Annotated in this window: 19 protein-coding genes, 2 tRNA genes and 1 riboswitch; of the genes, 12 read left to right on the top strand and 9 right to left on the bottom strand. The window is 73.9% G+C overall.

Going from position 1 to position 23,892, the window contains the following annotated elements; all coding sequences use genetic code 11:
* Positions 1–18 precede the first annotated feature (18 nt).
* From ACZ4VF_RS27265 to ACZ4VF_RS27245, 5 genes are all read left to right on the top strand, one after another.
* Complete coding sequence (locus ACZ4VF_RS27265; protein ID WP_388320420.1) at positions 19–369, top strand: metallopeptidase family protein; 351 nt, start codon at positions 19–21, stop codon at positions 367–369.
* 403 nt (positions 370–772) lie between these two features.
* On the top strand, positions 773–1,306 hold the full coding sequence (locus ACZ4VF_RS27260) for a hypothetical protein (protein WP_467929228.1): 534 nt from the start codon (positions 773–775) through the stop codon (positions 1,304–1,306).
* A 215-nt stretch (positions 1,307–1,521) separates the two neighbouring features.
* Positions 1,522–3,744 (top strand): DEAD/DEAH box helicase, encoded by a 2,223-nt coding sequence (locus tag ACZ4VF_RS27255; protein WP_467929227.1) that lies wholly within the window; start codon positions 1,522–1,524, stop codon positions 3,742–3,744.
* A 103-nt stretch (positions 3,745–3,847) separates the two neighbouring features.
* Positions 3,848–5,353, top strand: a complete 1,506-nt coding sequence (locus ACZ4VF_RS27250; RefSeq protein ID WP_467929226.1) for an amino acid permease — start codon at positions 3,848–3,850, stop codon at positions 5,351–5,353.
* Between the two features lie 99 nt (positions 5,354–5,452).
* Positions 5,453–5,525, top strand: a tRNA-Lys gene (locus ACZ4VF_RS27245).
* A 16-nt stretch (positions 5,526–5,541) separates the two neighbouring features.
* On the opposite strand, the gene ACZ4VF_RS27240 is transcribed toward ACZ4VF_RS27245, so the two are convergent.
* Both ACZ4VF_RS27240 and ACZ4VF_RS27235 read right to left on the bottom strand, forming a co-directional pair.
* Positions 5,542–6,141, bottom strand: coding sequence for a TetR/AcrR family transcriptional regulator (locus tag ACZ4VF_RS27240; RefSeq protein WP_467929225.1), 600 nt, complete (start codon positions 6,139–6,141; stop codon positions 5,542–5,544).
* A gap of 115 nt (positions 6,142–6,256) precedes the next feature.
* Positions 6,257–6,946, bottom strand: a complete 690-nt coding sequence (locus ACZ4VF_RS27235) for a TetR/AcrR family transcriptional regulator C-terminal domain-containing protein (RefSeq protein WP_467929223.1) — start codon at positions 6,944–6,946, stop codon at positions 6,257–6,259.
* Positions 6,947–7,097: 151 nt separating this feature from the next.
* Between ACZ4VF_RS27235 and ACZ4VF_RS27230 the strand changes: the two genes are divergently transcribed.
* The gene (locus tag ACZ4VF_RS27230; RefSeq protein WP_467929222.1) at positions 7,098–7,748 is read left to right on the top strand and encodes an NADPH-dependent FMN reductase; all 651 of its coding nucleotides are present in this window, start codon (positions 7,098–7,100) and stop codon (positions 7,746–7,748) included.
* 16 nt (positions 7,749–7,764) lie between these two features.
* Entirely contained in the window at positions 7,765–9,183 is a 1,419-nt protein-coding gene (locus tag ACZ4VF_RS27225; RefSeq protein WP_467929221.1) for a DHA2 family efflux MFS transporter permease subunit, read from the top strand.
* A 101-nt stretch (positions 9,184–9,284) separates the two neighbouring features.
* On the opposite strand, the gene ACZ4VF_RS27220 is transcribed toward ACZ4VF_RS27225, so the two are convergent.
* Positions 9,285–9,911, bottom strand: a complete 627-nt coding sequence (locus ACZ4VF_RS27220) for a GTP cyclohydrolase II (protein ID WP_467929219.1) — start codon at positions 9,909–9,911, stop codon at positions 9,285–9,287.
* A 166-nt stretch (positions 9,912–10,077) separates the two neighbouring features.
* Entirely contained in the window at positions 10,078–10,608 is a 531-nt protein-coding gene (locus ACZ4VF_RS27215; protein ID WP_467929218.1) for a MarR family winged helix-turn-helix transcriptional regulator, read from the bottom strand.
* Positions 10,609–10,701: 93 nt separating this feature from the next.
* On the opposite strand from ACZ4VF_RS27215, the gene ACZ4VF_RS27210 reads away from it, so the two are divergent.
* A complete protein-coding gene (locus tag ACZ4VF_RS27210) occupies positions 10,702–11,832 on the top strand; it encodes a dihydrofolate reductase family protein (protein WP_467929217.1) in 1,131 nt (376 codons plus the stop codon).
* A gap of 97 nt (positions 11,833–11,929) precedes the next feature.
* Here ACZ4VF_RS27210 and ACZ4VF_RS27205 read toward each other — a convergent pair.
* Positions 11,930–12,003 (bottom strand) — tRNA-Met (locus tag ACZ4VF_RS27205).
* 124 nt (positions 12,004–12,127) lie between these two features.
* Here ACZ4VF_RS27205 and ACZ4VF_RS27200 point away from each other — a divergent pair.
* The 3 genes from ACZ4VF_RS27200 (at position 12,128) to ACZ4VF_RS27190 (ending at position 15,784) form a co-directional block, all read left to right on the top strand.
* Positions 12,128–13,432 (top strand): PP2C family protein-serine/threonine phosphatase, encoded by a 1,305-nt coding sequence (locus ACZ4VF_RS27200; protein WP_467929216.1) that lies wholly within the window; start codon positions 12,128–12,130, stop codon positions 13,430–13,432.
* Positions 13,433–13,555: 123 nt separating this feature from the next.
* Positions 13,556–13,722, top strand: a riboswitch (cyclic di-AMP (ydaO/yuaA leader).
* Between the two features lie 9 nt (positions 13,723–13,731).
* The gene (locus ACZ4VF_RS27195) at positions 13,732–14,769 is read left to right on the top strand and encodes a M23 family metallopeptidase (RefSeq protein WP_467929214.1); all 1,038 of its coding nucleotides are present in this window, start codon (positions 13,732–13,734) and stop codon (positions 14,767–14,769) included.
* Between the two features lie 70 nt (positions 14,770–14,839).
* A complete protein-coding gene (locus ACZ4VF_RS27190; RefSeq protein WP_467929213.1) occupies positions 14,840–15,784 on the top strand; it encodes an aldo/keto reductase in 945 nt (314 codons plus the stop codon).
* A 9-nt stretch (positions 15,785–15,793) separates the two neighbouring features.
* On the opposite strand, the gene ACZ4VF_RS27185 is transcribed toward ACZ4VF_RS27190, so the two are convergent.
* From ACZ4VF_RS27185 to ACZ4VF_RS27170, 4 genes are all read right to left on the bottom strand, one after another.
* Positions 15,794–17,116 (bottom strand): PrsW family intramembrane metalloprotease, encoded by a 1,323-nt coding sequence (locus ACZ4VF_RS27185; protein WP_467929211.1) that lies wholly within the window; start codon positions 17,114–17,116, stop codon positions 15,794–15,796.
* Between the two features lie 42 nt (positions 17,117–17,158).
* Positions 17,159–17,995 carry a tRNA (guanosine(46)-N7)-methyltransferase TrmB gene (gene trmB / locus ACZ4VF_RS27180; RefSeq protein WP_467929210.1) on the bottom strand — a complete coding sequence of 279 codons (837 nt, stop codon included), beginning with the start codon at positions 17,993–17,995 and terminating at the stop codon, positions 17,159–17,161.
* Positions 17,996–18,034: 39 nt separating this feature from the next.
* Entirely contained in the window at positions 18,035–19,246 is a 1,212-nt protein-coding gene (gene lhgO, locus ACZ4VF_RS27175) for an L-2-hydroxyglutarate oxidase (RefSeq protein ID WP_467929209.1), read from the bottom strand.
* Between the two features lie 190 nt (positions 19,247–19,436).
* Positions 19,437–20,861, bottom strand: coding sequence for an MFS transporter (locus ACZ4VF_RS27170; protein ID WP_467929207.1), 1,425 nt, complete (start codon positions 20,859–20,861; stop codon positions 19,437–19,439).
* Between the two features lie 734 nt (positions 20,862–21,595).
* Between ACZ4VF_RS27170 and ACZ4VF_RS27165 the strand changes: the two genes are divergently transcribed.
* Positions 21,596–23,671: an asparagine synthase-related protein gene (locus ACZ4VF_RS27165; protein WP_467929206.1), complete on the top strand. Its 2,076-nt coding sequence runs from the start codon at positions 21,596–21,598 to the stop codon at positions 23,669–23,671.
* Positions 23,672–23,892 lie beyond the last annotated feature (221 nt).

Below are 23,892 nucleotides of genomic sequence, written 5' to 3'. Positions count from 1 at the left end.
TTACCGGACAATGGCCGTGTGCTGGAGATGACGCGCGAGGAGTTCGAGGAACTGGTCGCCGAGGCGCTGGACCGGATCCCGCCGGAGCTGACGCGGCTCATGGACAACGTGGCCGTGTTCGTGGAGGACGAGCCGCCCGCCGACGACCCCGAGCTGCTCGGGCTCTACGAGGGGACGCCGCTCACCGACCGGGGCGAGTGGTACGCCGGTGTCCTGCCCGACCGGATCACCATCTACCGCGGGCCCACGCTCAGGATGTGCGAGAGCCGCGAGGACGTCGTCGCGGAGACCGAGGTGACCGTGGTGCACGAGGTCGCCCACCACTTCGGCATCGACGACGCCCGGCTGCACGCGCTCGGGTACGGGTGAGGGGCGCGGTCGGTGGCGGCCGGGACGCGGTTCGTGGAGGGCCGGGGCCGCGGTCGGCGGGGGTCCGCGGGGGTGTGACCGCAGGCGGTGCGGGCGCGTGATCGTGACCGGGTGCGCGCGCTTCGGCGGGGAGGGCGTGACGGTCGCCGGGTGTGCGCGCTTCGGCCGTGGCGGGGGAGCGGGCACCGGGGCCGGGTGTGCGGCTGGTGCCGGGGGAGCGTGTGGTCGTAGGTGAGCGTGCGGCCGGTGCCGGGGGAGCATGTGGTCGTGGGTGAGCGTGCGGCCGGTGCCGGGAGCGCGTGACCGCGTGGCCGGGCGCTGATGCGCGCCGGGCGCGTGTCCTCCTGCGGGCGGCGGGAGTTGGGGTGGTGGACCCCTTTCCTTGTCCCCGGAGGTGGCCACCGTGCGCCCCTTGTACGTACCCGTCCGTCTCGCCGCCGCGGCCCTGGCCGTCACCGCCGCCGCCGGCTGCGTGAACGTGGGCGACGACGCGGGCCCGGCCCGGCCCTCCCACTCGGCGGACGGACGGCACGGCGGTGCCGCACCCGACGGCGGCCCGGGAGGCGGCGGGGGCGGCGGGCTCCTGCCCGGCGGCCGGGCGGGGGACGGCAAGCACGGGCACGGCGGCAAGGCGAAGCACGGCGAGTCGGCCTCGGCCTCGGCCACGCCCTCCGGCGCGGCCGGCACGTCGGCGCCGCCGGCGAAACCCGGGGAGCCCCGCAGGCCCGGCAGGACGCCCGGCCCCGGCGACCCGGTGCCGACCAACGCCCCGCCGACCCCGCCGGCGACCTCCGCCCCGCCCGAACCCCCCGAGCCCACCCCGCCTCCGGTGACCTCGGAGCCACCGTCGGCCGAACCGTCCTCGTCGGCCCACGAGGAGACCCAGCCGCAGCTCGTCCAGCGGGAACCGGCGCCCCGGGCCGGGGTGCCGGCCTAGGACGTGACCAGCGTCTCCCCGGGCCGGTTTGCCTTCGGGGGTGAGGGGTGCGTATGGTGGTAGATCGTTTGATCCCATTTGCCCGGCGCCATCGCAGAGAGCGCCGTGTGGCGCGTACTCTCCTTTGCCGTGGCGGACCGCATTGAGGCGGTCGTGAGCGAAACACGGAGTTGACGGGCGCGTGCCGAAGAGACTCCGGAAGGTTTCCCATTCGCATGTCCGTGTCCAGTGCTGACCAGATCGTCGTGTCCGAGAACGAGATCGACAACTCGATCGAGAACTCGGTCGAGAACGAGATCGACAACGAACTCGTCGACGTGACGACCGAGGTCACCGAGGCCCCCGAGGCCGCTGACACCACCCCCCAGTCCCCCCAGATCACCTTCGCCGACCTCGGCCTCCCCGAGGGCATCGTGCGCAAGCTCGCGCAGAACGGCGTGACGACCCCCTTCCCGATCCAGGCCGCGACCATCCCGGACGCCCTGGCCGGCAAGGACATCCTCGGCCGTGGCCGCACCGGCTCCGGCAAGACCCTCTCCTTCGGCCTGCCGACCCTGGCCCAGCTGGCCGGCGGCCGGACGCAGAAGCACAAGCCCCGCGCGGTCATCCTCACCCCGACCCGCGAGCTCGCCATGCAGGTCGCCGACGCCCTCCAGCCGTACGGCGACGTCCTCGGCCTGAAGATGAAGGTCGTCTGCGGCGGCACCTCCATGGGCAACCAGATCTACGCCCTGGAGCGCGGCGTCGACATCCTCGTCGCCACCCCGGGCCGCCTGCGCGACATCATCAACCGCGGCGCCTGCTCCCTGGAGGACGTGCAGATCGCCGTCCTGGACGAGGCCGACCAGATGTCCGACCTGGGCTTCCTGCCCGAGGTCACCGAGCTGCTCGACCAGGTGCCGGCCGGCGGCCAGCGCATGCTCTTCTCCGCCACGATGGAGAACGAGATCAAGACCCTGGTCGACCGCTACCTGAACGAGCCGGTCCTGCACGAGGTGGACGCGGCCCAGGGCGCGGTGACGACCATGTCGCACCACATCCTCATCGTGAAGCCGAAGGACAAGGCGCCGGTCACCGCCGCGATCGCCTCCCGCAAGGGCCGCACGATCATCTTCGTCCGCACCCAGCTGGGCGCCGACCGCGTCGCCGAGCAGCTGCGCGAGTCCGGCGTGAAGGCCGACGCGCTGCACGGCGGCATGACCCAGGGCGCGCGGACCCGCACCCTGGCCGACTTCAAGGACGGTTACGTCAACGTCCTGGTCGCCACCGACGTCGCCGCCCGCGGCATCCACGTCGACGGCATCGACCTGGTCCTGAACGTGGACCCGGCCGGCGACCACAAGGACTACCTGCACCGCGCCGGCCGTACCGCCCGTGCGGGCCGTACCGGCACGGTCGTCTCGCTCTCCCTCCCGCACCAGCGGCGCCAGATCTTCCGCCTCATGGAGGACGCCGGCGTCGACGCGGCCCGCCACATCATCCAGGGCGGTGCCGCCTTCGACCCGGAGGTCGCCGAGATCACCGGCGCCCGCTCCATGACCGAGGTGCAGGCCGAGTCGGCCGGCAACGCCGCCCAGCAGGCCGAGCGCGAGGTCGCCCAGCTCACCAAGGAGCTGGAGCGCGCCCAGCGCCGCGCGACGGAGCTGCGCGAGGAGGCCGACCGTCTGGTGGCCCGGGTCGCCCGCGAGCGCGGCGAGGACCCGGAGAGCGCGGTGGCCGAGGCCCAGGCGACGGCGGCGGAGCAGCTCGCCGTGGCCGAGGAGCCGGCGCAGCGCGAGACCGAGCGCGAGGAGCGTCCGGCGGCGTCCGCGCCGTACGAGCGCCGGGAGCGGCGCGGGTTCGACCGTGACCGCGAGCGTGGTTCCGACCGCCGTGACGACCGTGGCGGCCGTTCCTTCGAGCGCCGCGACGACCGGGGTGACCGGGGCGAGCGCCGTCCGTTCGACCGTGACCGCAACGACCGTGGTGGCCGTTCCTTCGAGCGCCGCGAGGACCGGGGCGGTTTCGAGCGCCGTGACGACCGGGGTGACCGGGGCGAGCGCCGTCCGTTCGACCGTGACCGCAACGACCGTGGCGGCCGTTCCTTCGAGCGCCGTGACGACCGGGGCGGCTTCGACCGCCGTGACGACCGTGGTGGCCGTTCCTTCGAGCGCCGCGACGACCGGGGTGACCGGGGCGAGCGCCGTCCGTTCGACCGCGACCGCAACGACCGTGGCGGCCGTTCCTTCGAGCGCCGTGACGACCGGGGCGGCTTCCGCCGGGACGAGCGCGGCGGGCACCGGGGCAGCGACCGTCCGTTCAACCGCGACCGCCGCGACGACCGCCCGGGCTTCCGCTCCGGTGGCCACGAGCGCCCCTACGGCCGCCGTGACGACCACCGCGGCAACGGCTCCTTCGGCCGCCGCGAGGACAAGCCGCGCTGGAAGCGCAACGGCTGACGCCGAGTGACCTGACAAGGGCCCGTACGACTCCGGTCGTACGGGCCCTTTTCGGTCAAGTCGTGACGCATATCACACCCCCGGTGAGGGAATTGCTGGGGTCATGACAGATGACGCGAGTGCCGACGGCCCCTCGGACGAGGAACGGCTGGCCCAGCTCGGCTACACCCAGGTCCTCGCCCGCCGGATGTCGGCGTTCTCGAACTACGCCGTCTCCTTCACGATCATCTCGGTGCTCTCCGGCTGCCTGACCCTCTACCTCTTCGGCATGACCACCGGCGGCCCCGCGGTGATCACCTGGGGATGGGTCGCGGTCGGCCTGATGACCCTGTTCGTGGGCCTGTCGATGGCCGAGATCTGCTCGGCGTACCCGACCTCGGCCGGCCTGTACTTCTGGGCCCACCGCCTGGCGCCCGCGCGCTCGGCAGCCGCCTGGGCGTGGTTCACCGGCTGGTTCAACGTGCTGGGCCAGGTGGCGGTGACCGCGGGCATCGACTTCGGCGCGGCCTCCTTCCTGGGCGCCTGGCTGAACCTGCAGTTCGGCTTCGAGGTGACCCCCGGCCGCACGGTGCTGCTCTTCGCGGCGATCCTCCTCCTGCACGGCCTGCTGAACACCTTCGGCGTCCGGATCGTCGCCCTCCTGAACAGCGTGAGCGTGTGGTGGCACGTCCTCGGGGTCGCGGTGATCGTCGGCGCGCTGGCGCTGGTCCCCGACCACCACCGGTCGGCGTCCTTCGTCTTCACGCACTTCGTCAACGAGACGGGCTGGGGCAGCGGCCCGTACGTCGTCCTCCTGGGCCTGTTGATGGCCCAGTACACCTTCACCGGCTACGACGCCTCCGCCCACATGACCGAGGAGACCCGCGACGCGGCCACCGCGGGCCCGAAGGGCATCGTCCGCTCCATCTGGACGTCCTGGATCGCCGGCTTCGTCCTGCTCCTCGGCTTCACCTTCGCCATCCAGTCGTACGACCGCGAACTCGCCTCCCCCACCGGCGCGCCGCCCGCCCAGATCCTCCTGGACGCGCTCGGCGCCACGACCGGCAAGCTCCTCCTCCTGGTGGTGATCGGCGCCCAGCTCTTCTGCGGCATGGCCTCCGTCACCGCCAACAGCCGCATGATCTACGCCTTTTCCCGGGACGGCGCGCTGCCCTTCTCCCGCGTCTGGCACACGGTCAGCCCGCGCACCCGGACCCCGGTGGCGGCGGTCTGGCTGGCCGCGCTCGGCGCGCTCGCCCTGGGGCTGCCGTACCTGATCAACACCACGGCCTACGCGGCGGTGACGTCCATCGCGGTCATCGGCCTCTACATCGCCTACGTCATCCCGACCTTCCTCCGCGTCCGCAGGGGCGGCGCCTTCACCCCCGGTCCCTGGCACCTGGGCCGCTGGTCGCGCCTCGTCGGAGTGGTCTCGGTGGTCTGGGTGATCGCGATCACCGTCCTCTTCATGCTCCCCCAGGTCTCCCCGGTCACCTGGAAGACCTTCAACTACGCCCCGGTGGCCGTCCTGGTCGTCCTCGGCTCCGCCGCGGCCTGGTGGCTCGCCTCGGCCCGCCACTGGTTCCTCACCGGCCGCCCCGCCCCCGCCCGCGCCCCGGCCGAAAAGTGACCCTCCCCCCGCTCCCGCCACTCCCGACATGGCCGCGTCGCCGATACCCGATCGGCGACACGGCCTCGTCCGGCTATGCTCGGACACGCAACATCGCACGGGCCGTTAGCTCAATTGGCAGAGCAGGGGACTTTTAATCCCTTGGTTGTGGGTTCGAGTCCCACACGGCCTACCGAGAGGACCCCGGGTCAGGGCTGGACCGACCCCGGGTCCGCCGCTGTCACGATCCGCTCCACCGCCGCCGTCACCAGTGCGTCCCGCTCCGCTTCCGTGAGGACGTCCGGAAGGGTGAGCTGTTCGACGATGAGCCAGTTCAGGGCGAGGTAGAGCAGTTTGACGGCGGTGGCGTCGCCGGGGAGGCCGCTGGACTCGTGGTAGGCGACGTTCGCTTCGAGGTCGGCGCGGACGCGTTCGGTGAGGACCGCGCGGAGTTCCGGGCGGCGGGTGGCCTCCAGGCGGAGTTCCAGCAGGGCGAGGTAACCGGTGCGGAAGGAGGCCACGCGGCCGACCAGTTCGCGCATCAGCCGCGCGTAGGTCTCCCGGTCGCGGGCGGCGGTCCGGTGGCCTTCGAGGGTGGCCTCGTCGGGCTGGAGCCGCTCGTAGACGCGGGCGCCGGCCTGGGTGAGCAGGTCGTCCCGGCTGGAGAAGTAGTTGGACGCCGTGCCGGTGGGTACGCCGGCCTCGGCGTCCACCGCCCGGAAGGTCAGCCCCCGCGCGCCCTCCCGGGCCAGCACCTCGATCGCCGCGTCGACGAGCGCCGCGCGCCGCTGGTCGTTCCGTCTCACCATGGGTCTCGGCTCCGGGTGGGGTGGGATCCGGTCATCACTCCGGGCAGAGTACTACGCGCACAGTGCTTTCGGGGCCTTCAGGACCTTCGGGTGCCCTCAGGCGCCGCGGGTGCGTTCAGGGTTTCGCCGCGTACGCCCGCAGGAACGCGCTCACCCCGGCCCGGAGCAGGCGGTCCGTCTCCGGTTCCGGCAGGGGCAGGACGCCGTAGTGGGTCGCCTGGACGATGCGGTGCGAGATCAGGGCCGTGAAGTGGCTCGCGGCCAGGCCCGCGTCGCCGTGCAGGTCCAGCAGGCCGGCGTCCTCCAGGCGCGCCATCGCCTCGGTGAGGGCGCGGCCGACCGGTTCCGGTCCGGCCTCGTGCCAGGCGCGGAGGACCTCCGGCGGTACGTGGTCGGCCTCCGCGTGGATGTGCCGGACCAGGGCGAAGTGGTTGGCGTAGTCGGACATGAGTCCGTTGAAGGCGCGGGCCAGCGAGACCAGGTCGCGTTCCAGTTCGTCGGGGTGCGGCGGGCGCTCCGGGTGCAGTACGGCGTGCAGCCGGGCCAGTTGGGCGTCCCGGACCTCGCTGGACGTCCAGGTGACGACCGTCTGGAAGAGCTGGGCCTTGCCGCCGGGGAAGTGGTTGTAGAGCGTGCGCGTGGAGACGTCGGCGGCGGCGGCGAGCGCGTCGACCGAGGCGCGGGCGTACCCCTCGCGGCCGAAGACCGTGCAGGCCGCGCCCGCGATGGCCATCTGCTTCTGCAGCTTGCGCGGTGACACCTCGCGCCGCGCCTGTTCCAGCCGGGACTCGTTCGTCTGGCCCACGCCTGCCGCCTCCTTCGTGACCAGCCCACTCTAACTGACCTACAACGCCCGTTGTAAAAATTACAACGAGCGTTGTACCTTGCTGCTCGAAGAGTCCGAAGACCCGTCCGGCGGCCTCGCCGGCGCGTTCTTTTCCACGAGGGGGACAGCTGTGTCCGTCACCACGCCCACCACCACCTCCGTCACCGGTCCCGGCGGCCGCGCCGCCGAGGACCGCCCGCTCCGCGTCGCCGTCGTCCTCGGCAGCGTGCGCGAGGGGCGGCTCGGCCGGGCCGTCACCGACTGGTTCCTGACCACCGCCGCCGCCGTCGACCCGGACCTCGACCTCGACGTCGTCGACCTCGCCGAGGTGGACCTGCCGCTGGTGATGCCCGGCTGGGGCGGCACACCGCGCCCCGAGGCGGTCGCCGCGCTCAAGGAGGTCTCGCCGCGGCTCGCCGCCGCCGACGCGTTCGTCGTCGTCACGCCCGAGTACAACCACAGCTTCCCGGCCGCGCTGAAGAACCTCATCGACTGGCACCACGCGGAGTGGCAGGCCAAGCCGGTCGGCTTCGTGTCGTACGGCGGTCTCGGCGGCGGGCTGCGCGCCGTCGAACAGCTCCGGCTGGTCTTCGCCGAACTGCACGCGGTGACCGTGCGCGACTCGGTCAGCCTGCACGGCCCCTGGTCCGGGCTCGGCGAGGACGGCGTCCCGCGCGACGCCGAGGTCAGCGCCGGCGCCGCCAAGGGCATGCTCGGCCAGCTGGCCTGGTGGGGCCGGGCACTGCGGGCCGCGCGGGCCGAGCGTCCGTACGCGGGCTGAGCGCGGGGTGGGGGATATGCGTACGACCGAACCCGCCGTGGCACCGGCCCGCCCGGTGCCGGGCCCGTCCACGGCCCTGAACCGCGCCCTGGCCGTCACCGTCATCGGTTCCGTCATGGCGGTGCTGGACATGACGATCGTCAACGTCGCGCTGCGCCGGCTCGCGCAGTCCTTCGACGCCTCGCTGGAGACCATCCAGTGGACCGCCACCGCGTACACGCTCGCGCTGGCCGCGGTGGTCCCGACCGCCGCCTGGGCCATGGCCCGGATCGGCGCCAAGCGCACCTACCTGACCGCGCTCACCCTCTTCACCCTCGGTTCGCTGCTCGCCGCGTGCGCCTGGGACGCGGGCAGCCTCATCGCCTTCCGGGCGGTGCAGGGGCTCGGCGGCGGGCTGCTCCAGCCGGTCGGCATGGCGATGGTGATGGGTGCGGCCGACCGCAGCCGGCTCGGCCGGGCGATGGCCATCGGGGGACTGCCCGTCCTGGTCGGGCCGGTCGCCGGCCCGGTGCTCGGCGGCTGGCTGCTCGACGCGGCCTCCTGGCAGTGGATCTTCCTGGTGAACCTGCCGGTCGGTGTCCTGGCCCTCACCCTCGCGCTCCGGCTGCTCCCGGCCGACGCGCCGTCGGCGGGGCCCGGCCGGACGGCTCCCCGCCTGGACCTGCCCGGCCTGCTGATGCTCTCGCCCGGCCTCGCCCTGCTCCTGTACGGCCTGGCCCGGGGCGGCGAGCGCGGCGACTTCACCGCGCCCGGCGCCCTCGTACCGGCGCTCGCCGGCGTGGTCCTCGTGGCGGCCTTCGTCCGGCGGGCCCTCACCGTCTCCGCACCGCTGCTGGACCTGCGGCTGCTGCGCGACCGCTCCTTCGCCGCCGGCGCCGGCACGCTCATCCTGTTCACCTGCGGCTACTTCGGTTCGATGCTGCTCGGTCCGCTGTACTGGCAGCAGGAGCGGGGCCTGAGCGCCACGGCGGCCGGGCTGCTGGGCGCGCCGGTGGGTCTCGTCGTCGGTACGACGATGCAGATCGCGGCGCGCAGGGTCGACCGGGTGGCCCCGCGCCGGCTGATCCCGGCCGGCATCGCGGTGGCCGCCCTGGGGTTGGCGCTGATGGCCTGGCAGTCGGGGGTGGCCGGCGTCGCGCCCTGGCGCATGGTGGTGTCGGCCATGGTGATGGGTGTCGGAGCCGGCATGGTGCTGATGCCGACGATGACCACCGCGAGCCGCGCACTGCCCCGGGAGCGCCTGGCCGCGGCGAGCACCGCCCTGAGCATCACGTCCCAGCTGGGCGCCTCGATCGGCACGGCCACCCTGTCCCTGATCCTCGCGGCGGCACCCTCCGGCCCCCCGGCCTTCCGCACGTCGTACGTTGCGGCGGCCGCCCTCCTGGCTCTGTCCGCGCTCCCCGCCCTCCTCCTCCCCGCCCGCCCGCGCCAGTGAGCGGCGGATCCGTTCCCCACGCCCGATGCGAACCCGCGAGTCAGAGGGGGAGCACTCGGACGGGGCGGAACGGATCCGCCGGTCACGGCCGGGTGGGGCGGTCAGCCGACGCCCAGTTCCGCCAGGGGGAGGGTGTGCCGGGTCCGGAGGGCCTTCGCCCGGAGGTAGTGGACGTTGTGGGCCGTGGAGAAGACACCGGTCGGTACCCGGTCCCGGACCGTGAGGCCCAGCGCGCGCAGCTGTCCGGCCTTGTCGGGGTTGTTGGACAGCAGGTCCAGCTCGGTGACGCCGAGGGCGGTGAGCATCTGCGCGGCGGCGGTGTAGTCGCGGGCGTCCTCCGGGAGGCCGAGGGCGGCGTTCGCCTCGTACGTGTCGAGCCCCTGGTCCTGCAGGGCGTAGGCGTCGAGCTTGTTGTAGAGGCCGATGCCCCGGCCCTCCTGGCGGAGGTAGAGCAGGACGCCGCCGCGGCCGGCGATGCGCTCGACCGCCTCGCGCAGCTGGGGGCCGCAGTCGCAGCGGGCCGAGCCGAAGACGTCACCGGTGAGGCACTCGGAGTGCAGCCGGACCAGCGGGACGGGGCCGGGGTCGCCGAGGACGAGGGCGAGGTGCTCCCGGCCGTCGGTGAGGCCGTGGAAGGTGACGAGTTCGGCGTCGGCGCCGTAGCCGTCGGCGAAGCGCAGCGGTACCCGGACGCGGGCGCGCGGGGTGGCGGCGGGGAAGTCGGGCATGCGGGTCCCTCCGAGGCGGTGCTTCAGATTTGAAGCAGCGGTTCGTGGGACCCTACCCCTGCTTAAAAGTTAAAGCAATCACTGGCCGGGTGGGCACTCGGGGGCGCCGCGCCGGAGCGGTCGCGGGGCCGGGGCCCGCGAGTGAGCCGGGCGGGTGCGCGGTGCCTCAGGGGGCCGTGGGCGGTGAGGACGGGCAGGACGAGCGGCGTCGCCAGGGCACGTCGTCGGTGCCGGACTCGGGGTTCTGGCCCTGCAGCCCCCGCGCGATACCCGTGCAGATCTCCTCCAGCTGCCCCACCTGTTCCTCGGTCAGCCGGTCGAACAGCAGCGAGCGGACCGTCTCTACGTGCCCGGGTGCCGTACGCTCCAGTACGGCCGCCCCCTCGTCCGTCAGCACCGCGAGCGAGCTGCGCTTGTCCCGGTGGCAGTCCTCCCGGCGCACCAGGCCGTCCCGCTCCAGCCGGGTCACCGCGTACGTCAGCCGGCTACGCGTGATCTTCAGCGTCTCGGCGAGATCGGTCATGCGCAGCCGGTGCCCGGGCGCGTCGGAGAGGTTGGCCAGCACCGAGTAGAACAGGTGCGGCATGCCGCCCTCCTGCTGGAGCTGCCGGTCGATCGCGTCCTCCAGGAGGCGGGAGGCGGCGATGTAGGCGCGCCAGGCGCGCTGCTCCTCGGGGGTGAGCCAGCGGGTCGTCATGCCGCCAGTGTAGGTTTGTTTAAAAATTGAACCAAGCTGACCAAGCTGAACCAAGCTGAATCAAGCCGTCCGCCTCCGGAAGAGAGGGCGCCGATGCCCCTGCCCTACGTGCTGCTGTCCGCCGCCGTCTCCCTCGACGGTTACCTGGACGACACCGGCCCCGAGCGGCTCCTGCTGTCCAGCCCGGCCGACTTCGACCGGGTCGACGCGGTACGGGCCGGCGCCGACGCCATCCTCGTCGGCGCCGGCACGATCCGCGCCGACAACCCCCGCCTGCTGGTCAACTCCGCCGAGCGGCGCGCGGCCCGGGTGGCCGAGGGCAGGGCGGAGTACCCGCTGAAGGTCACCGTCACCGCCACCGGCGACCTCGACCCGGAGGCCAACTTCTGGCACACCGGCGGCGAGAAGCTCGTCTACAGCACCGACCGGGGCGCCGAGCGGGCCGCCCGCCTCCTGGGGCGCACCGCGGACGTCGTCCCGCTCGGCCCCGCCCTCGACTGGCGGGCCCTGCTGGAACATCTGCACGACGAGCGCGGCGTCGGGCGCCTGATGGTCGAGGGCGGCGGAACGGTCCACACCCAGCTCCTGCACCAGGGCCTCGCCGACGAGCTGCAGCTGGTGCTCGCCCCGCTGTTCGTCGGGGACCCGGCGGCCCCGCGCCTGTTCGGACCCGGCGGCTACCAGGCCGGACGCCTGCGCCTGCTCGACACCCGCCGGATCGAGGACGTCGTCCTCATGCGGTACGTGCCCACCGCCCCCGGCGCCGGCCCGCTGTCCACCGCCGCCGACCGCCACTGGCTGCGCACCGCCTGCGAGCTCGCCGCGCTGTGCCCGCCCTCGGAGACGGCGTTCAGCGTCGGCGCGGTCGTGGTCGCCGCCGACGGTACGGAGCTGGCCCGCGGGCACTCGCGCGAGGGCGCCGATCCCGCGGTCCACGCGGAGGAGGCGGCCCTCGCCAAGATCGGTCCGGGCGAGCCCCGGCTGGCCGGCGCCACCGTGTACAGCAGCCTGGAGCCGTGCGCCCGCCGTGCGTCGCGTCCGGCGCCGTGTGCCGAGCTGATCCTGCGGGCGGGGGTGCGCCGGGTGGTCACCGCCTGGCGCGAACCCGACACGTTCGTCGCCTCGGCCGACGGCACGGGCGTGCTCACCGCCGCGGGCGCGCAGGTGGTCGTGCTCGCCGAGCTGGAGGATCTCGCCAAGGCGCCGAACGCCCACCTGCTGTGAGCGCCTGGGCGCCCGCGACCGGCCGCGTTGTGGGCGCCGGGGGCCAGGAACGACTCAGGGCCCGGAATCCTGGGGATTCCGGGCCCTGAGCCTTCAGTAGCGGGGACAGGATTTGAACCTGCGACCTCTGGGTTATGAGCCCAGCGAGCTACCGAGCTGCTCCACCCCGCGTCGTTGTGACTCCAGTGTACGTCATCCGCGGGGCCGCTCGCACACCCCTTTCGGTCCACAGCGGTAGCCGCCCGCTCCGGGGCCCGGAAACCTGGAGGCACGTCGGACATGTGGGAGACACGCGGTGCGCCCTGGAAAGGTGGAGGAGAGCCCGTACGCCAGGGCGGGAGGCCGGTTCCCCGGTGACCCCGTGCCCGCCCCGGGCCTCGGCGGCGGGCCGGTGCCGGTGCGGGCCCGCCGCCGGCCGAGCCCGCGTGCGCAGGCCCGCGCCCTGCCCGCCCTCCTGATCGCCTGCGGGATCGGGTACGGCCTGCTCACCCCGCAGCAGTTCACCCCCGTCCCGTTCTTCACCGCGGCCCCGCTGATCGCCGCGCCCCTCTCCTCACTGCGCACCACCGTGCTCACCGGTCTCGCCACCCTCGCCGCCGCCTACGCCGTGCACGCCGACGCGGGGGCCCATCCGGCCGTGGGCACCCTCACCGACGTGGTGACCGTGGCCACCGTCGCCCTGCTGGCCGTGGCCATCAACCGGGTCGTCCGCCGCGGCGACCGGAGGCTCGCCTCGGCCCGGGAGATCGCCGAGGCCGCCCAGCGGGCCGTCCTGCCGGACCCCGACGCCCGGATCGGCGGCTTCGAGATCGCCGCCCGGTACGAGGCGGCACGGCAGGACGCGTTCATCGGCGGCGACCTGTACGCGGTGCAGGACACCCCGCACGGCGTCCGCCTGGTCGTCGGGGACGTGCGCGGCAAGGGCATGGGCGCGGTCGCCGCCGTCGCCGTGGTGATCGGCGCGTTCCGGGAGGCGGCCGAGCAGGAGGCGACGCTGGAGGAGGTGGCCGGGCGGCTGGAGCGGGCGCTGGCCCGCGAGGGCACCCGGCGCGACGGGATCGACGCCTTCGAGGGGTTCACCACGGCGGTCCTCGCCGAACTCCCGCACGGCGACGGTGTCGTACGGATCGTCAACCGCGGCCACCCGCCGCCGCTGCTGCTGCACGCCGACGGCACCCTGCACGTCCTGGTCCCGGGCGAGCCCGCGCTGCCGCTCGGCATGGCGGGGCTGGGCCGGTGGCCGGACCGGGCCGCCGAGGCCGGCTTCCCCGGCGGTGCCACCCTGCTCCTGTACACCGACGGCCTGTCCGAGGCCCGGGACGCCCACGGCCGCTTCTACGACCCCGAACGGCGGCTCGCCGGGCGCACCTTCCCCGGCCCGGCCGCGCTGCTCGAACGGCTCGCGGCGGAGGTGCGACGGCACTCCGGCGGCGGCATGACCGACGACATGGCACTGCTCGCCGTACGGCGTCCCCTGCGGGACGTCACCGACGGTGAGTGGGTGAGCGCCGTGCGCATAACATCTGAGTCACCATCAAAACCCGAAGTGACTCCTGAATGCTGCCGAAACCGGGTCAACTCGCCCGGTTTGACGGGGTAATGGGTGATAGATCCGCCGTTGCAGACCTTAATGATCAAGTCGAACGGCTTGGAAAGTGACTGTCGGGTCTATTAACGTTCGATAACGCAGCGCGGTCGTCCCAGCCGTCACAAGAGGCGGCTCCGTGCGCACGCGCCGAATCCCGCAAGGGAGCCGGGGAACCACCATTCTGGGGTGAATCACGCGGATGCCACCGTGAACTCACGGAGTTCACGACCGGTATACGCGCGTAGGAGACCTTCCTGCTCCGAACCCGTCAGCTAACCCGGTAGGCGGAGGAAGGAAAGGAGCACGCCCGCGTGGCGTCCAACCGGCCTGTCCCCGAAGCCCCGTTCATACCGGCGCAGCGCGACGATGAGACGTTCGCCTACGTCGCCCACCGCGCCGAAGAGGGCCCGTGGGAGGAGTGGAACCCCACCGCGGAATCCGTCGCCCCGGTCCGCGGCCGGCACCGTGTCGCCAAGCAGCGCGGCGGCTTCGCGCGCAGCTCCACCGTCCTCGGCGTCGGCGTCATCGCCGCGGTCGGCGCGGGCGGCATGGCCAGCGCCAACACCGGCAAGCCGCCGGTCTCCATCTCCCTGCCCGACCTGCCCTCCGTCGGCTCCCTCTTCGACGACGGCTCCGCCGGCACCCAGGCCACCGAAGCCGGCACCACCGCGCTGAGCAGCGTCGGCGTGACCACCGCCGACGGCGAGGACAGCACCGACGCGGGCGAGGCCCTGCGCAACCGGATCATGGCCCAGGCCGAGCAGCAGCAGGGCCAGGCCGAGAGCAAGGCCACCGCCCTCGCCCTCGCCACCGCCGAGAAGCAGGCCGCCGACGCCGCCGCCAAGGCCGAGAAGCAGGCCGCCGCCAAGGCCGCCGCGGCCAAGGAGAAGGCGGAGGCCGCCGCCGCGAAGAAGGCCGAGCAGGAGCGGCTGGCCAAGCTGGCCGAGCAGTACACGCTGCCGACCTCCTCGTACACGATCACCTCGACCTTCGGCCAGGCCGGTTCGATGTGGTCCTCAGGCCACCACACCGGCCTGGACTTCGCCGCCCCCACCGGCACCCTGATCAAGGCGGTCCACAGCGGCACGATCACGGAGGCGGGCTGGGCCGGCGCCTACGGCTACCGCACGATCCTCACCCTGGACGACGGCACCGAGCTGTGGTTCTGCCACCAGTCCTCGATCAGCGTCAAGGCCGGCCAGAAGGTCTCCACCGGCGAGGTCATCGGCCGGGTCGGCGCCACCGGCAACGTCACCGGCCCGCACCTGCACCTGGAGGTCCACCCCGGCGGCCAGCCCACCGGCATCGACCCGATGGCGTGGCTGCGCGGCAAGGGCCTCACCCCCTGAGCGACCTCTCCGCCGAAATCCGGCGCCGGTGGCGGAATGCGATCATCCGCCGCCGGCGTTGACATGACGTATGACGTCACTACGCACACTCGGCCGTTCCGACCTCGAGGTCTTCCCGCTCTCCCTGGGCGGCAACGTCTTCGGCTGGACCGCCGACGAGGAGACCTCCTTCGCCGTCCTGGACGCCTACCGGGCGGCCGGCGGCAACTTCATCGACACCGCCGACGCCTACTCCGCCTGGATCGAGGGCAACCAGGGCGGCGAGTCCGAGACGATCATCGGCAAGTGGGTCAAGGCCCGCGGCAACCGCTCCGACGTCGTGATCGCCACCAAGGTCAGCCAGCACCCCGAGTACCAGGGGCTGTCCGCCGCCAACATCAAGGCCGCCGCCGACGCCTCCCTGCGCCGCCTGGGCACCGACCACATCGACCTCTACTACACCCACTTCGACCAGCCGGAGGTGCCGGTCGAGGAGATCATCGGCGCGCTGGACGAGCTGGTGAAGGCCGGGAAGGTCCGGCACATCGCCGCCTCCAACATCGGCGCCGAGCGCCTGAAGGCCTCCCTCGACTTCTCCGACCGCGAGGGCCTCGCCCGCTACGTCGCCCTCCAGCCCCACTACAACCTGGTCTCCCGCGACACCTACGAGGGACCGCTGCAGGACCTCGCGGCCCAGGAGGGCCTCGCCGCGGTCCCGTACTTCGCCCTCGCCGCGGGCTTCCTCACCGGCAAGTACCGGCCCGGCACGACCGTGGACAGCGCCCGCGCCGGCCGGGCCCAGGAGTACGCCGACTCCGAGCGCGGCCAGAAGGTCCTGACGGCCCTGGACGAGGTCGCCGCGGCCCACGAGGCCCCGGTCGCCACGGTCGCCCTGGCCTGGCTCGCCGCCCAGCCGACGGTCACCGCCCCCATCGCCTCGGCGCGCACGGTGGAACAGCTTCCGGCACTGCTCGGCGTGGCCGAGCTGGAGCTGACGGAGGCCGAGGTGGCCAAGCTGACGGAGGCGTCGGCGTAAGTCCGGGGGCTACGACCGGTAGGGGTTGTACGCGGGGTACGGAGCCGCCGGACGGCCGTACCCGTACCCGTACCCGTATCCGTAGGGCACCGGCCCCGCGTACACCGGCCGCACCGGCACCGCCGCGCGCGCCGCGTACTCCAGAGCCGGCCCGGCCAGGTGCCGGCGCTTCCACAGCTCGTCCAGCAGCTCCCGCTCCCGGACGACGAAGTCGGCGCCGGACCTGCCCTTGCGCCCCCGGTGCCGGAGGAACGCGAGCGAGGTGGCGTAGCCCTCGTACCGCGCGACCTCCCGCGCCGCCGGGCGCCCGTGGTGGTGCCGGGCGTAGTCGCGGGCCATGCGCCGCGCCCGCATCGACCCGAGCGCGAACGGCTCGGCCGGCCCCAGCCAGCCGGCCGGCACATAGGCCGACAGCTCCGCCCGCACGGTCCGCAGCTCCCGCTGCCGGGTCCGGATCGCGAGCCAGGTGAGCAGCCCGAACGCGGGCACCATGAAGGCGCCGTAGACGGCGAGGAAGCCGTACTCGCCGAAGGTGGAGGAGCTGTTCCACAAGGCGTGCATGCCCATCGCGAGCAGCAGCCCGCAGACCGGCAGCAGGCCCCGCCGCACGTGCTGCCGCTCGGCGGACAGCGCGGCGAAGCCGAAGCCGATGCCGGTGAGGACGGTGAAGAGGGGGTGCGCGAACGGGGACATCACGATGCGCACGAAGAAGGTGGCGGCGGTGACGGAGGCGATGCCGCGGTCGCCGGTGAGCTGGTCGGTCCCGAAGGCCGTACCGAGGTAGAGGATGTTCTCGGTGAACGCGAACCCGGTGGCGGTGACGCCCGCTATCACCACGCCGTCCACGATCCCGGTGAAGTCGCGCCGGCGGAAGAGGAAGACCAGCAGCACGGCGGCGGCCTTCGCGGACTCCTCCACGATCGGGGCTATCACGGTGGCGCCCAGCGTGTCGGCGCTCGCCGGGTCCGCGGTGGAGGTGGCTATCCACTTGGTCGCGAAGCTGTTGGCCACGATGGCTATGAGAGCCGCCGCACAGGCACCCCAGGCGAAGGAGAAGACCAGGTTCCGCCAGGGGCCCGGATCCACCCGGTCCAGCCACCGGAAGGCGGCTGTCAGCCAGGGCACGGGCAGCACGGCCAGACCGAGCCCGACGAGGAAGCCCTCGGTGCCGGTCTGCCGCCGTACCAGGGCGAGGATGACCAGCCCGGACAGCGCCAGCAGGCTGCTCAGCGCCCCGTACCGCACCCACCTGCGCTGCCACCAGTGCGGGTGGCGGAGCACGCCGTCGCCGGGGGTCGGGGGACGCGTCGGAAACGGAGGACTGGTGGCCACGGCATCGACCCTAACGGGGACGGTACGGGGGGCTGGAGCGGATCAGCGGTCCTGCTCGGCGGTCCTGTGCGGTACGCGCCGGAACAGCAGGTCGTTCACCACATGACCCTTGTCCAGTCCCTGCCCCTCGAAACGGGTCAGCGGACGGAACGCGGGACGCGGGGAGAAACCGCCGTCCGGCCGGGTGTTCTCGAAATCGGGATGGGCGGTGAGCACGTCCAGCATCTGCTCGGCGTACGGCTCCCAGTCGGTCGCGCAGTGCAGGATCGCACCGGGCCTCAGCCGGGTCGCGGCGAGCGTGAGGAACTCGGGCTGGATGAGCCGCCGCTTGTGGTGCCGCTTCTTCGGCCAGGGGTCGGGGAAGTAGACGCGCAGCCCGTCCAGCGCGTCCGGGCCGAGCATCTCCCGGAGCAGGATGATCGCGTCGCCGTTGGCGACCCGGACGTTGGACAGGCCGTTCCGCTCGGCGAGGCCCAGCAGGTTTCCCTGGCCGGGGGTGTGCACGTCGACGGCGAGGATGTTGGTGTCCGGGTCCCCCGCGGCCATCTGCGCGGTGGCCTCGCCCATCCCGAACCCGATCTCCAGCACCACGGGACGGTCGTTGCCGAACAGCTCGGCGAGGTCGATCACCCGCTGTCCGTCGATGTCCAGCCCCCACTGCGGCCACAGCCGCTGCAGCGCGTCGGCCTGCCCGGCCGTCACCCGGCTCCGGCGCGGCTGGAAGCTGCGGATCCGCCGCTCGAAGTGCGACCCGGCGGGATCCGCCTTGGGCCCGTCCGGAAAGCGCGGCTCCCCCTTGGCCCGGGTGTGCCGGACGGGGGCACCGGGAGCGTGGGGGGCCGCGGAGGCGGCTTCGGGGGCGTTGAGAAAGTCAGACACAGTACGACAGATTTTACGGCGCTCTCCGCGGGAACCCGCTCAGCCGAGGTCCCCGAGCATCTCCAGCACCCGGCGCCCGACCTCCCTCCCGATCGGCAGGGACGCCGTGGCCGCCGGGGACGGCGCGTTGAGCACGTGCACCGCCCGCGCCCCCTCACGGATGAGGAAGTCGTCGACCAGCGTGCCGTCCCGCAGCACCGCCTGCGCCCGCACCCCGGCGGGGGCCGGTACCAGGTCCCCGGCCTCCACCCCGGGCAGCAGTCTGCGCACGGCCTCCAGGAACGCCCCCCTGGACACCGACCGCCGCAGCTCCCCCGCCCCGTACCGCCAGTGCCGCCGGGCGATCGCCCAGGACCCCGGCCACGCCAGCGTCCCGGCCAGCTCCCGGGGCCGTACGACCCCCCAGCCGTACCCCTCCCGGGCCAGCGCCGGGACCGCGTTGGGCCCGATGTGCACGCCGCCGTCGATCCCGCGGGTCAGATGCACCCCGAGGAACGGGAACGCCGGGTCCGGTACCGGATACACCAGCCCCCGCACCAGCTCCGGCCGCGCCAGCTCGTAGTACTCCCCGCGGAACGGCACGATCCGCACGCCGGGCTCGTCGCCGGTCAGCCGGGCGACCTCGTCGCAGTACAGCCCGGCGCAGTTCACGAGCACGCGCGCGCGGACGACGTCCCCGGCCGCGGTGAGCACGGCCACGCCCCGCTCCGGCCGCCGGTCCACCCGGACCACCCGGGCGCCGTAGCGGATGTCCGCCCCGGAGGCCCGCGCCAGCTCACGGGCGACGCCGACGAAGTCGCACACCCCGGTCGTCCCGACGTGTATCGCGGCGAGGCCGCGCACCTCCGGTTCGTACCCGGCGATCTGCGCGGACCCCAGCTCCCGCACCGGGATGCCGTTCTCCCGGCCGCGCTGCACGAGCGCGTGCAGCCGCGGCAGCTCCTCCCGCTCGGTGGCGACGATCAGCTTGCCGGTGACGGCGTGCGCGATGCCGTACTCGGCGCAGAACTTCACCATCTCGGCGGCGCCCCGCACCGCGTACCGCGCCTTGAGCGAGCCCGGGCGGTAGTAGATCCCGCTGTGGATGACCCCGCTGTTGCGGCCCGTCTGGTGCCGCGCGGGCCCGGCCTCCTTCTCCAGCAGCGTCACGCGCGTGCCGGGCGCGGCCCGCGTGATCGCATACGCCGTCGACAGCCCGACGATCCCCCCACCGATCACGAGCACATCACAGTCGTACGCCCCGGCCCGCACCGAGCACCACCTCCACTCCCGATAGTGCACTGCGCCACTGACAGTGCCTTCAAACACCGGGGTACGGCGGTACCGCTCAGGGGCGCGGGGCCGTATCCGCACACGACTCCACCGCGTGGGCGCGAGGAGCCACGGACCACCCGCGGCCGCCTGATCACACCGGCCCGGCACGCGCCGAGGCGGCGCGGCCCTACGCCGGAGCCATCAGGAGCGGACGAGCCCGCTCCCGCAGCTCCACCACCCGCGGCTCGTCCCCGTACGGCTCCAGCCGGTGCAGAAGATCCTTCACGTACTCCGTCGTCCGCGCCGACGAGATCCGCCCCGCCACCTCCACCGCCCGCACCCCCTGCTCGCAGGCGGCGTCGAGGTTCCCGGACTCCAGCTCGGCGACCGCGGAGACCACCAGCCGCAGCCCGTGCGACCGCACGAACTCCTCCGTCGGCTGCGACAGAGCCTGCTCGGTGAACCGCCGCACCTGCCGCGGTGCCTTCAGATCGCGGTAGCACTCCGCGGCGTCCGCGGCGAACCGGTCGTAGCCGTAGAAACCCAGCCAGGTCGGGTCGCTGTCGCCGGGACGGGACCGTTCCAGCCAGCCCTCCGCCGCCTTCAGCGCCGTGCCGGCCGCCTGCGCGTCTCCCGCGCGCGCGTGGGCCCGCGCCTCGACCAGCCGGAAGAAGCTCATCGTCCGCGCGGTCGCCAGCCCCCGGTTGCGCTCCAGGGCCGCCTGCGCGAGGTCCACGCCCTCGTCGCCGAAGCCCCGGTAGGTGGCCTGCAGCGACATGGAGGCGAGGACGTACCCCCCGAGAGGGACGTCCGCCGCCGCGCGCGCGAGCCGCAGCGCCTGGATGTAGTACCGCTGCGCGGCCTCCTGCTGCCCGGTGTCGAAGGCCATCCACCCGGCGAGCCGGGTCAGTTCGGCGGACGCGCCGAACAGGGCACGGCCCACTTCGTCGGAGTAGGAGCCGAGCAGCAGCGGTGCCGCCTCCACCCGCAGGCACTCCGGCACCATCGACGAACGCCAGTCGCCGCCCCCGTACTTGGAGTCCCACCGCCTGGCGTCCTCGGCGGCCTCCCGCAGTTTGCGCACATCGCTGTGGCCGACTTTGATCGGTGCGCCGGTCCCCTCGGCGGAGCCCGCCTCCCGCGCGACCGAGCTGTCGGCGGGGGTTATCAGCCACCGTGAGGCGGGCGTTGCGTATGCGCTCACTGCGAACGACCCGGCGAGGGACTGCCAGATGCCGCCGGAGCCGGCTCGGCGGCCGGCGAGGTCGAGGCGGTACAGCTCGGTGGCCGACTTGACCGCCTGTCCCACGTCCCGGGGGAAGGCGAGGCCCACCTCCGGCGCGGGATCCGCGTCCGCCAGGCCGATCTCGTGGAGCGGCACCGGGCGGCCGAGCTTCTGGCCGATGGCGGCCGCGATGAGGTGCGGCGCCGCGCCCTGCGGCACCATGCCCTTCGACACCCAGCGCGCCACGGACGTCTTGTCGTAGCGAAGCGTCAACCCGCGTTGGGCGCCAAGGTCGTTGACGCGTCGGGCGAGTCCCGCGTTGCTGATTCCCGCGAGGGCGAGAACGGCGCCGAGCTTTTCGTTCGGCCCGCGTTGCTCCCTGGACATGCGCCACCCCTCGACACAGACGGCTGCCGCACTGGCATAACCACGCGGCATTCGTAAACCCAGCGTAGTTCGCCGCATCCCAAGCGTTAAGGGGCATTGTTCCGGATGGCGGGATTGTGGTCCGTACGGCAGTGCGGCCCTGTACGCACCGTGCACGGACTGTCGCCGCGTGCCCCCGCCCGTGTGGCCGTGCGCCCGTGCGTGCGCTCTTCTCCGGCCACCGGGGGAGCGGTTCCATGGCTCGTGCGTGGGTCGGCCCGCTGTACTGGATCCAGCGGGCTGGGGGACACCGCCACCTTCATCCCCGCGGGTGGCGGACCGGTCCGGGAGGCGATGTCCGCCTCCCGGACCGTGCGCGCGTCCGCGCTGCCGCGCGCTCCGCAGCCCTGTACGGAGCGTGCTCAAACCCCGGACGCCGTCTTTTATTTGGCCGAAAACAGACCCCCGCCCGATGGGGTGAATTGCCGTCGCGACCATGCAACTTGAGGGCGCTAAGGGCGGTTTGGGGGAGCGCACAGGGGGCGCATTCGCGCCGTGTCGTCCGGACGCCGCCCGGACGCCGACCGGCCGGCACCCGCCCCGCACCGGCCAACTCCCCTGGCCCGCCGCACGGATTTCCCCCCGCTTCCCCCGATCGAAGGCGGTGCCGCCGGCCCTCTCCGGCGCGCCCTTCATGGCAGCATGGGGTCCGGTTCGTACGGTGCACTGGTTGTCCACAGCCTGTGGAGGCGTCGATGCGGTGGTTGGTGGGATGGAGCAGCGCCGCCGCGGGCACCGCCGGGATCGGCTCCGCGGGGGCCATCGGGTACGACGGCGAGACCCTGCACCCGGTCGGCTCCCAACTCCTGTGGGGCGACCCGGATCCGCTGTGGGCCGTCGGCGACTGGCGCCCCGACGAGGTGCGCGTGGTCCACGCCGACGCGCAGCACCGGATCGCCGTCCTCGGCATCTGCGGCGCCACCGACGAGGAACTGCGGCGCGGCCTCGTCACCGCGCGCGGGGGCGCGGTGCGCCATCTGACCACCTGGCCCGGCAGCTACACGGCCGTCGTCCAGGCCGGCCGCCGCATCACCGTCTGCGGCGACCTCGCGGGCGCCCGGCCGGTGTTCCACACCCCGTGGGCCGGCGGCACCGCCTACGCCACCGCCGCGCTGCCCCTCGCCGACCTCGTCGAGGCCAACCTCGACTTCACCCACCTCGCCGCCCTGCTGGCCGCCCCGGACGTCCCGGCCGCGCTGCGCGACACCACCCCGTACGACGGCGTGCGGCGGCTCCCGCCGGGGCACGCACTGGTGCTGCGCGCCGGAGCGCGGGAGATCGCCGGGTACGAGCCGGTCGCCTCGCTCGCCGTCTCCGCACCCCCGGCCGACCCGGACCGCGCCGTGGACGCCGTGCGCGACAGCCTCGTGGAAGCGGTCCGCACCCGGCTCTCGGCGCCCCGGCACGTGCCCGACCTGGATCCCGGGCCGGTACCCGGCATGGGGCCGGCCGAGCGGCGGGCCGCGCGCGGGATGCCGGTCCCCGGAATCGGCGCCGACCTGTCCGGCGGCCCCGCCTCCGGCACCCTCGCCCTGCTGGCCGCCGGGCTGCCCGGCAGACCCGGCACGCTGCTGGGCCACGGCACGGGCGCGGGGGAACGCCTCCTCGCCGTCACGTTCAACGATCTGACGGTGGCCGGCCGCGAGGCCGAACTGGAACGCGCCGGCGCCCTCGCCGCCAACCCCCGGCTGCACCACGTCGTGGTCACCGGCGGCGAGGAGACCCTGCCGTACGCCGACCTCGACGGCCCCCTCACCGACGAGCCCGGACCGTCCCTGGTGCTGGCGGCCCGGCACCGCGCGCGGCTCGCCGCCGGCAGCGCCGACCACTTCACCGGCCACGGCGCCCGCCAGGTCCTCGACGCCCACCCCGCCCGCCTCGCCGACCTCCTGGTCGACCGCCGGCGGCGCCATCTGGTCCGGCCGGTCGCCGCCCTCGCGCGCGCGGACGGCTCGGTGCTGGTCCCCGCGCGCGTGTACGGCGCGGCCCGGCGCCTCGCCCGCACCCCCTACCGGGCGGGCCTGGAGGTCCTGGCCGAGCGGCTGATGCGGCGGCGGTTCGACGAGCCCAAGGGGGCGGTCGGCGCGTCCCTCGCCGCGCTGACCTGGGCCGGACCGGGGCCCGCGGCACGCTGGCTGACGGGGGAGGCCCTGGCTGAAGTATCGGTTCTGCTCCAGGCGGAGGCGGACCGCTCCGGCACCGGCGCGCAGCGCCCCGGCGACTACCGCGCGCGTGCGGCACTCGCCCGGCACGCGGCCGACCTGCGCGTCCTGGAACAGGCCGCGCAGATCCGCTCCCAGCGCCTGCACGCGCCGTTCCTCGACAACCAGGTCGTCCGCGCCTGCCGCGACCTCCCCGAGGCCCTGCGCGTCCAGCCCGGCGCCCGCGCCGCCATCCTCCGCAGGGTCCTGGAGGGCGCCGGCATCACCGACCTCCCGCCCGGCTGGGGCGCCCCCTCCCACGCCCCGACGGCAGCGGCCGCGCGCGGGGGGCTGCGGCTCGCGGCCGACCCCCTCCTGGACCTCTTCTCCACCCCTCTGCTGGCCGACGCCGGCCTGGTCGAGGCCCGCGTCGTCCGCAAGGCCGTCCGCTCCGCCGCGGCGGGCGAACCCCTCCCGCTGGACGGCCTGGCCGACCTGGTCTCCCTCGAACTCTGGCTGCGCCGCCTCCTGTCCCGCCGCGGCACGTGCTGGACGGGCACCCCGACACGGTCCCGCGCGGTCCCTTCGGGGATCCAGCCGCGCAGGAGCGCGCTCACGCCGGGGGTGTGAGGGGTGCAGGCGTGAGCGGTGCAGGCCTGCGCGGTGGAGGTGTGTGCGGCGGGGCGCCGCGCCCGTCGTCGGGCTGCGGGACCGTGGTGGCCGGTCGCACGGTGGTCCGCGCCCTTGGGGGCCGGGTGCCGCAGGCCGCGCCCGCAGGAACGGCTCCCCCGGCTACGACGGCATGACGGGCGCCGCGGGACGGGCGCCGCGGGACGGCCGCCGAGGGACGG

The organism is Streptomyces sp. NPDC029151 (assembly GCF_055564315.1).
The sequence above is the reverse complement of the archived record's forward strand: the minus strand, read 5'-3'. Positions and strand labels throughout refer to the sequence as shown.

Excerpts from the sequence above, each read along its gene's own strand:
- ACZ4VF_RS27255 (WP_467929227.1), top strand. The coding sequence starts at position 1,522 with ATGTCCGTGTCCAGTGCTGACCAGATCGTCGTGTCCGAGAACGAGATC.
- ACZ4VF_RS27250 (WP_467929226.1), top strand. The coding sequence starts at position 3,848 with ATGACAGATGACGCGAGTGCCGACGGCCCCTCGGACGAGGAACGGCTG.
- ACZ4VF_RS27240 (WP_467929225.1), bottom strand. The coding sequence starts at position 6,141 with ATGGTGAGACGGAACGACCAGCGGCGCGCGGCGCTCGTCGACGCGGCG.
- ACZ4VF_RS27225 (WP_467929221.1), top strand. The coding sequence starts at position 7,765 with ATGCGTACGACCGAACCCGCCGTGGCACCGGCCCGCCCGGTGCCGGGC.
- ACZ4VF_RS27220 (WP_467929219.1), bottom strand. The coding sequence starts at position 9,911 with ATGCCCGACTTCCCCGCCGCCACCCCGCGCGCCCGCGTCCGGGTACCG.
- ACZ4VF_RS27215 (WP_467929218.1), bottom strand. The coding sequence starts at position 10,608 with ATGACGACCCGCTGGCTCACCCCCGAGGAGCAGCGCGCCTGGCGCGCC.
- ACZ4VF_RS27210 (WP_467929217.1), top strand. The coding sequence starts at position 10,702 with ATGCCCCTGCCCTACGTGCTGCTGTCCGCCGCCGTCTCCCTCGACGGT.
- ACZ4VF_RS27190 (WP_467929213.1), top strand. The coding sequence starts at position 14,840 with ATGACGTCACTACGCACACTCGGCCGTTCCGACCTCGAGGTCTTCCCG.
- ACZ4VF_RS27170 (WP_467929207.1), bottom strand. The coding sequence starts at position 20,861 with ATGTCCAGGGAGCAACGCGGGCCGAACGAAAAGCTCGGCGCCGTTCTC.
- ACZ4VF_RS27165 (WP_467929206.1), top strand. The coding sequence starts at position 21,596 with ATGCGGTGGTTGGTGGGATGGAGCAGCGCCGCCGCGGGCACCGCCGGG.